The 7,360-nt window shown below is 42.1% G+C and carries 6 protein-coding genes and 1 pseudogene; 5 read left to right on the top strand and 2 right to left on the bottom strand.

Features of this window, described 5'->3' with window-relative positions; translation table 11 throughout:
• Positions 1-746 precede the first annotated feature (746 nt).
• Positions 747-1,247 carry a hypothetical protein gene (locus H6G97_RS41375; RefSeq protein WP_190946394.1) on the top strand — a complete coding sequence of 167 codons (501 nt, stop codon included), beginning with the start codon at positions 747-749 and terminating at the stop codon, positions 1,245-1,247.
• Between the two features lie 74 nt (positions 1,248-1,321).
• Positions 1,322-2,875, top strand: coding sequence for a GMC family oxidoreductase (locus H6G97_RS41370; protein WP_190946393.1), 1,554 nt, complete (start codon positions 1,322-1,324; stop codon positions 2,873-2,875).
• Between the two features lie 127 nt (positions 2,876-3,002).
• On the opposite strand, the gene H6G97_RS41365 is transcribed toward H6G97_RS41370, so the two are convergent.
• Both H6G97_RS41365 and H6G97_RS41360 read right to left on the bottom strand, forming a co-directional pair.
• Entirely contained in the window at positions 3,003-3,179 is a 177-nt protein-coding gene (locus H6G97_RS41365) for a hypothetical protein (RefSeq protein WP_190946392.1), read from the bottom strand.
• Between the two features lie 63 nt (positions 3,180-3,242).
• Positions 3,243-3,353, bottom strand: a pseudogene (locus H6G97_RS41360) (IS5/IS1182 family transposase); the annotation flags it as partial.
• 556 nt (positions 3,354-3,909) lie between these two features.
• Between H6G97_RS41360 and H6G97_RS41355 the strand changes: the two are divergent.
• From H6G97_RS41355 to H6G97_RS41345, 3 genes are all read left to right on the top strand, one after another.
• Complete coding sequence (locus tag H6G97_RS41355; RefSeq protein WP_190946391.1) at positions 3,910-4,227, top strand: DUF4278 domain-containing protein; 318 nt, start codon at positions 3,910-3,912, stop codon at positions 4,225-4,227.
• Positions 4,228-4,375: 148 nt separating this feature from the next.
• Positions 4,376-5,929 (top strand): GMC family oxidoreductase, encoded by a 1,554-nt coding sequence (locus tag H6G97_RS41350; RefSeq protein WP_190946390.1) that lies wholly within the window; start codon positions 4,376-4,378, stop codon positions 5,927-5,929.
• A gap of 371 nt (positions 5,930-6,300) precedes the next feature.
• Positions 6,301-6,861, top strand: coding sequence for a hypothetical protein (locus tag H6G97_RS41345; protein ID WP_190946389.1), 561 nt, complete (start codon positions 6,301-6,303; stop codon positions 6,859-6,861).
• The last annotated feature ends 499 nt before the right edge of the window (positions 6,862-7,360 follow it).

The following is a 7,360-nucleotide window of genomic DNA, read 5'->3' as shown; positions in this document are numbered from 1 at the left end:
TTGCTTCCAATACACCAGCTTTTATTACAAATACAAGGCATTCGGAATCAGATTCAAATAATACTTATGTACTAGTAATTGGCGCTCGCATTGTGCCAGTTGCGTAAGTCCTGATTAAATCTATCTATTCTGAGATTATGCAAGGAAAGCGAACAGCTAGTACGTCAATGTTGCATGGTTTTCACCTTAGTATCCTAACGCGATACTTTAGTTTATTTCTATCTTAAAAAGGCTTCGCGCACAGAATCAGATTTCTATTTCTGCATCAGTCATTATTTATTGCCCTTACATTTTTATGAGGACAGCTTTGGCAGCAGAATTAGATAATTGCCAATCAAAAGAAATAAACAACAAACCTCTAACAACGAAAAGCCGCTTTTATTGGTGGATGTAGTCAGATATTTTTTCTACTAAACCTCGCAGAATTAGATCGAATAGTTTTCTAATTACTAACAGTTCTCAAAGAATCAAAGGTACAAACTTATGCAACTTTTAAGTACTTATAACAAGTCTTTATCTAAACCACAGCTAGCAGTGTTGTTAGACAAGTCTTTAAACCAAAATACAAAAACAACTCAAACTAAACTCTCTATGATCTGGGTAAGCGAATTTGACGGTGAACGTAATCGATTAATTGCAAGATGGATTAAAAGCTAGCAAATATCAGTCTATTATTCAAGAGATTGGATTAGCTTTTATCCTACAAGTAAGTTTCTCAATTGAAATTAATTAACGGAGTAATTCTGATGATTCATCACATTTGCATCGCTGCTCAAAACCCGCTTTACGTTGCAAATGTACTGGCAGAAATTTGTCACAGTAAGGTATTTAATTTTCCTAATCCCGGAAGCTACGCCGTGTTTGCGTTTGATGAATATGGCACTGGAATTGAAGTGTTTCCTTTCGGATCTGTGTGTGTTCCAGCTTCCGACACAGAACCGAGCAAAGTTATCCAAACTTCCAGTTCACCTGATTTTGTAGCAACTCACGCCGCGATTTCTGTTCCTGCTAGCCAACAGCAGATTGAGCAAATTGGTAGGCGTGAGGGTTGGCAAGTTGCGCTTTGCGTTCGCGGAGCGTCTCCAACGGAGAATCGCGGGCCGTTCAAAGTGATTGAGTTTTGGGTGGAGAACTGGCTAATGTTCGAGTTTTTGACCCCTGAACTTGCAACTGGGTATTTGCAGTCCATCCGACCTCAGATTGTGGAACAAGTGCTTGGTCAGCCAATCCAAATGACGCAAGTTTAAAGCAGGTGTATAAGCTGTGCGATCACTAAAAACGTTATTATTCTACAAATTTTGCAATTAACAAGGAAAATCTTATGGCTGAATACGATTATATTGTGATTGGTGCAGGCTCGGCGGGCTGTGTCGTCGCTAATCGCCTCACAGAAGACGGTAAAACAACCGTACTATTACTAGAAGCAGGCAATCCACCTACTTTACCAGAGCATCAAGTTCCTCTAGACTGGACAAAACTCTGGGGTACTGGGGTAGACTGGGCATACTTTACGGAAGAAGAACCGTACATTAATAACCGCAAAATCTATTGTCCGCGCGGGAAGTCCCTTGGTGGAACTAGTTCAATCAACGCCATGATTTATATTCGAGGCAGTCGGCATGATTATGATCGCTGGCAAGAATTAGGCAATCCCGGTTGGAGTTACCAAAATGTGTTGCCATATTTCAAGAAATCTGAAAACCAGCAGCATGGCGCATCCGAATTTCATGGAGCAGATGGATTGCTGAGTGTCACAGATCCCTTAGCACCTGAAGCAACATCATATCGATTTATAGAAGCAGCAGTTACACTTGGTTATGAGCTTAATCCTGATTTTAATGGCGTACAACAGGAGGGAGCCGGACTTTACCAGTTGACGATTAAAGATGGTAAACGGCACAGTACAGCAGCAGCGTTTTTAGTACCAATTTTGGATCGTCCTAATTTAACAGTTACCACTGGTGCATTAGTTACTCGTTTACTGTTTGAGGGAACGCGCACTATTGGAGTGGAATATCTGCACGAAGGAACGATACACCAAACCTTTGTAAATCAGGAAGTAATTCTTTCTGCTGGGGCGTTTGATTCGCCCAAACTGCTGATGCTCTCTGGAATTGGCAATGCAGAACATTTGCGATCGCTAGGTATTCCTGTAGTTGTTGATTTGCCAGGTGTCGGTCAAAACCTCCAAGATCATCTTAATGTCGCCGTTGCACACCAAGCAACTCAGGATGTGCAACCTGCCCCAACTAGTAATATTGCCGAAGCTGGATTGTTCCTGCATACTGAAGGTCGTTTAGATGTTGCACCAGATTTGCAGTTTTTCTCTGGCCCTGTTTTGTGGACGCATCCTGCATACGCCCGCGAAGGCCCTGGATTTGCAGCTACAGCCTGTGTGACTAATCCCGAAAGTCGTGGTCATCTCACCCTGCGTTCTGCTTTACCCCATGACCCAGTTGTAATACGGATGAATTATCTCCAAAGTGAATCCGATTTGCAAAAGCTGGTTGCAGGAATCAAAATTATCCGTCAATTGTTCCACTCAACTGCATTTGATGACTTCCGAGGTGAGGAAACTGCTCCCAGTATTGATGTAACTAGTGATGAAGCCCTTGAAGCTTACATCCGAGAAACGTGTGATGCTGTATGGCACCCAGTCGGCACTTGCAAAATGGGAACAGATGCCGATTCAGTAGTAGATCCTGAACTGCGGGTATATGGAGTTGAAGGGTTGCGTGTCGTGGATGCTTCAATTATGCCAACCATCACCACGGGAAATACCAACGCACCCACAATTATGATTGGCGAAAAGGCAGCCGATTTGATTAAAGCTGCTGGTCAGGTTTCAAAGCAAGCAGCTTTAACAAGTGCATAGAAGGGCATTGAAGAGGTCGCAGTCTTCTCTACGAGGCGTTCCGCGAAGGGGGTTTATGTAGATTGACCATAGTAGGCAATAACTAGCTTTAATGGGGCGATCGCTTCTTTGTCAAAATGGAATGATACTATGTAGTTGCATCAGACTTAACAGCCGCTTGCTCTGCACCAGTTTTTATCCGAGTGTTAGTGCCTTGGCGGATGCGTAGGCGTAGCCCGCCGCAGGCATCGCTCTTACGCACACCACCAGCCTTGACATATTCGGTGCTGTCTTTTCCGTATCTGCCTGCAATTGACATCAGCATATTTTCACACAGCACGCTCAAGCTTTTTTCTAGCTGTTCAATAGACCTCTTGCAAAATTACTTTTATGTTATAGTCAAGGGCTTGCATTTTGGAATTGCTAAATTTAACTCATAGTTATAAATTGCTGCTAGTAAGTTACAACGCAGACCATAACGACGACGGCGATTACGATGTGAATTCGACGGGTTATATACTGTCCGTTTAGTTAGCCATAAACAATAACCTCTCCCTGGTTTTACTACGCAAAACCGTCTCTCTCCGACTCGGAGAGAGACAGACTTGAACTTTGGTTCAAGGCAGGGAGAGGTTCGTCGAACTCACGTTAAACATAATTAATTACACAATGTCATTGCGAATGCTTCTCTTCGAGAGGCTTCGTCAACGCTCGCAATGACTGTAATTAATTTTGCGTGGTTACTTAAATTGTCTTGTTGTACAAAAGATTTCGGGTGCCCTGCCCCTACAAAGATTCTAGGATAAAATACACCAACAAATTGTTAGGACTTACGCACTGAAGCCTGAAACTTATATCTCCCGTAGCCCACGCCAGTCGCACGCCACTTGCTACCCTGCGGGAAATCCGCCTTAGTAAATTTCCAAAATTGGAAAACTAGTTTCCTAACTTAACGATGCGTTTCTAATTAAATCTATCTATTCTCAGAATATGGAACGAAAGCGAACAGCTAATCCAAATAACCACATCTTTATTCACAATCCACGAGGCGAAATATGAAACTTAACTATCGCGGTCTCAGCTACGAATTAGATTCCTCAAAAATTGTCGGCAGAACAATAGAAAAACCTTTTCAATCAACGCTTAGTGTTGGAGCAGCTTATGATCTGATTTATCGTGGGGTTATTTATCGTGTTGGTCCTAATGCCAAGTCTGCGGAAGCTCCTTTACCACCAACAACTTATAAATTGAGCTATCGAGAAATTAACTACTTGGTGAATAGAAATGCACAGGGAGAAGTTACCCTAATTAATCAATCGACAAATTCATTACAAGTTGATACACAGTCACCACTGACAACATTACCCTTGTAAGACTCCTGAACTTGCAACTCAATATTTGCAATTTATCCAGCCTCAGATTGTGGAACAAATACTTGGTCAGCCAATCCAAATGACTCAAGTTTAAAGCAGAGATGACAACAGTATTTTTCTAGAAATTTTGCAATTAATTAAGAAGCTCATGACTGAATATGATTATATTGTGATTGGTGCTGGCTCGGCAGGCTGTGTCGTCGCCAACCGCCTCACAGAAGATAGTGAAACAACCGTTTTGTTACTCGAAGCTGGTGGCCCTGATACCAAACCTGAGATTCAGGTTCCTGCGAACTGGCCCAAACTATGGGGTACTGAAGTAGACTGGGCGTATTCTTCTGAGGAAGAACCACACCTGAATGGGCGCAAACTCTATTCTCCGCGCGGTAAAGTTCTGGGTGGCACCAGTTCTATCAATGGTATGGTCTATATGCGAGGCAACCGCCGCGATTTTAACCACTGGCAAGAGTTAGGCAATCCAGGTTGGAGTTATGAAGATGTATTGCCGTACTTCAAAAAATCTGAGAACCAGCAGCGAGGAGCATCTGAATTCCACGGGGTCGATGGCCCACTATTTGTCAGCGATCCAGTGGCTCCAAATGTAGTTTCACAACGCTTAATTGATGCCGCTATTGAAAAGGGCTACGGACATAATCCTGATTTCAACGGCGCACATCAAGAAGGCGCAGGACTTGCCCAAGTACATATTAAAGATAGCAAGCGGCAAAGTACGGCAACTGCATTTTTGCTGCCCATTCTCGATCGCCCCAATTTGACAACCACAACTCATGCGATCGCCACTCGTTTACTATTTGAGGGGACACGCACAGTTGGAGTGGAGTATTTGCACAACGGAACGCTGCACCAAGTTCGCGTAAATCAAGAAGTTATTCTTTCTGCTGGCGCGTTCGATTCACCAAAATTGCTGATGCTTTCTGGGATTGGTCCAGCTGAACATCTGCAAGCATTCGATATTTCTGTAGTCGTTGATTTACCAGGTGTAGGTCAAAATCTCCAAGATCACCCTCAAGTTCATGTGGCTTACCAAGCTACTCAAGATTTGGAAGTTGCCCCAACCAGTAACATTGCCGAAGCTGCTTTATTTGTATATACCAAAAGTCGCCTAGATACTGTGCCTTCTTTACAAACTCACTTCGGGCCAGTCATCTTCGTACAGCCTGAGTATGCCCGTTCTGGGCCAGGATTCACCTTTGCACCATCTATTACCCATCCCCTAAGTAGAGGTAGTGTTAGTCTGCGTTCTTCTTCCCCGCTAGACCCACCCGTTATCCGCATGAACTTTCTCGAAAGTGAGGAAGATATGCAAGTCTTGGTAGAAGGAATTAAAATTGCGCGTCAGTTGGCTCATTCAAGCGCATTTGATGAGTTTCGGGGCGAGGAAGTTACTCCAGGTGCTGATGCAACTAGCGACGAAGCAATCCGAGATTATATCCGCAAAGGGTGTGATACCGATTATCACGTTGTTGGCACTTGCAAAATGGGCGTTGACTCTGAATCAGTGGTAGATCCTGAATTACGGGTACATGGAGTTGAAGGCTTACGTGTCGTAGATGCATCAATTATGCCAGTTATCACTACGGGAAACACCAACGCGCCCACAATCATGATTGGCGAAAAGGCAGCCGATTTGATTAAAGCTAGCGATCGCATTTCAAAGCAAGCAGCTTTAACAAATGCATAAACGCTTCCTCGGCTTGTGTCAGACATTGCAGAGAGGCGATCGCCTGAAATATTTTTATTAATGTTAAATGGATGCCGAAACTAGGAAGTCAACCTCTTGGCTTGTACACCCATCTAGTCAAAAGATTCCAAAATTGGAAAACCAATTTCCAGCTTTGACGTTGTGTGTATAAACTAATTTATTTATTATTAACAGTGTCAAAGCAATCAATACTTAGGAAACATTGAATTTCTCCGAAGCTTTGACCCAAATTGTTTTTTTACCTTTGACTCTCACTACTTATTGTTTTCTTAACCTGTAAGAAATAACAACACAGTAATATACAAGCGAACAACCTCGCGTAAGTTTTACCTCTATTAGGAGATTAATCAATGAAATTAAAACAATTAGCAGCAATTGCAGGGGCTACTTTGGTAACTTTTACGACTTTTAGCAGTAAGGGTCTAGCTGCTACCATAATCAATCCTCAATTAGATTCGTATATTCCCAAGCCATCTGATATTGTGGTTGGAACTTGTAGCCAAGTAGGTGTTTGTTTCCCCGGTCAAGAGATCCCCTCTAGTACTAGTGTATTCCCCTTTGTATCTAGAAATGATTCAAACTTCGATGTAACTAGTATCTTTCTTACAATTGACCCGAGTGAAGATGCAGTTTGGGGCAATGGAGTTTCTAACATATACAACAATATTCAGATATCTCCAGACGCTAAAAAAATAACCTTTAATCAAGGAGTAATTCCTGTAGGAGAGTATCTTTTTGCGGACGCACTAACAACTCCTGCTGGTACTGCTGTCAAATTTTCTATAGCTATTGATGGTACTTCCATTCCTGAACCTGATTCAGTTTTGGGGACATTAGTATTTGGTTCTATTGGTGCCAGTTCATATTTCAGGCGTTATCTCAAACGTAAAGCACAACAATCAGGAATTTAATTAATCATCAATATCCAGCCCTAATAGGGGTATAAGTATGATTCAGAACAGAAAATCAGGATAAGCAGGATTACATAAACACTACAAATGTTTTTAGATGTTGAAACTCTTGTTTTATCGTTAAGTAGTGACTAGGCTCACTTTTCAAATCGCCAAGTAACTACTCAATAAAATCCTTATACGATAAAACTTTTAAGCTTAACCTGGTTTTCTGTTTCAATAATTTTCATACCTCAATCCCCCAGTGATCGCAGTTTGACGAATGTATTCTGCCTGAATACTTCAAATGATTTGTACGTAATCGTTCATGGGGGTAATTTATTGCTGAAATCGAGCAAAATATAATGATTGAAGAAGCTACAGCGACTAAACACACAAGCTCATCGATGAAAATTAAGACTAAATCATCTCGGAAGACACATAATGTATAGGAAGCATTTATTACTTAATCAGTAGTAGGAACTTTGGGGAGTAAGGATGGAGTTGGTTGACTAGAGCG

The sequence above is a fragment of the Nostoc flagelliforme FACHB-838 genome (genome assembly GCF_014698065.1).
In the GTDB taxonomy this organism is placed as follows: domain Bacteria; phylum Cyanobacteriota; class Cyanobacteriia; order Cyanobacteriales; family Nostocaceae; genus Nostoc; species Nostoc flagelliforme_B.
This window is presented reverse-complemented; position numbering and strand designations above follow the sequence as displayed.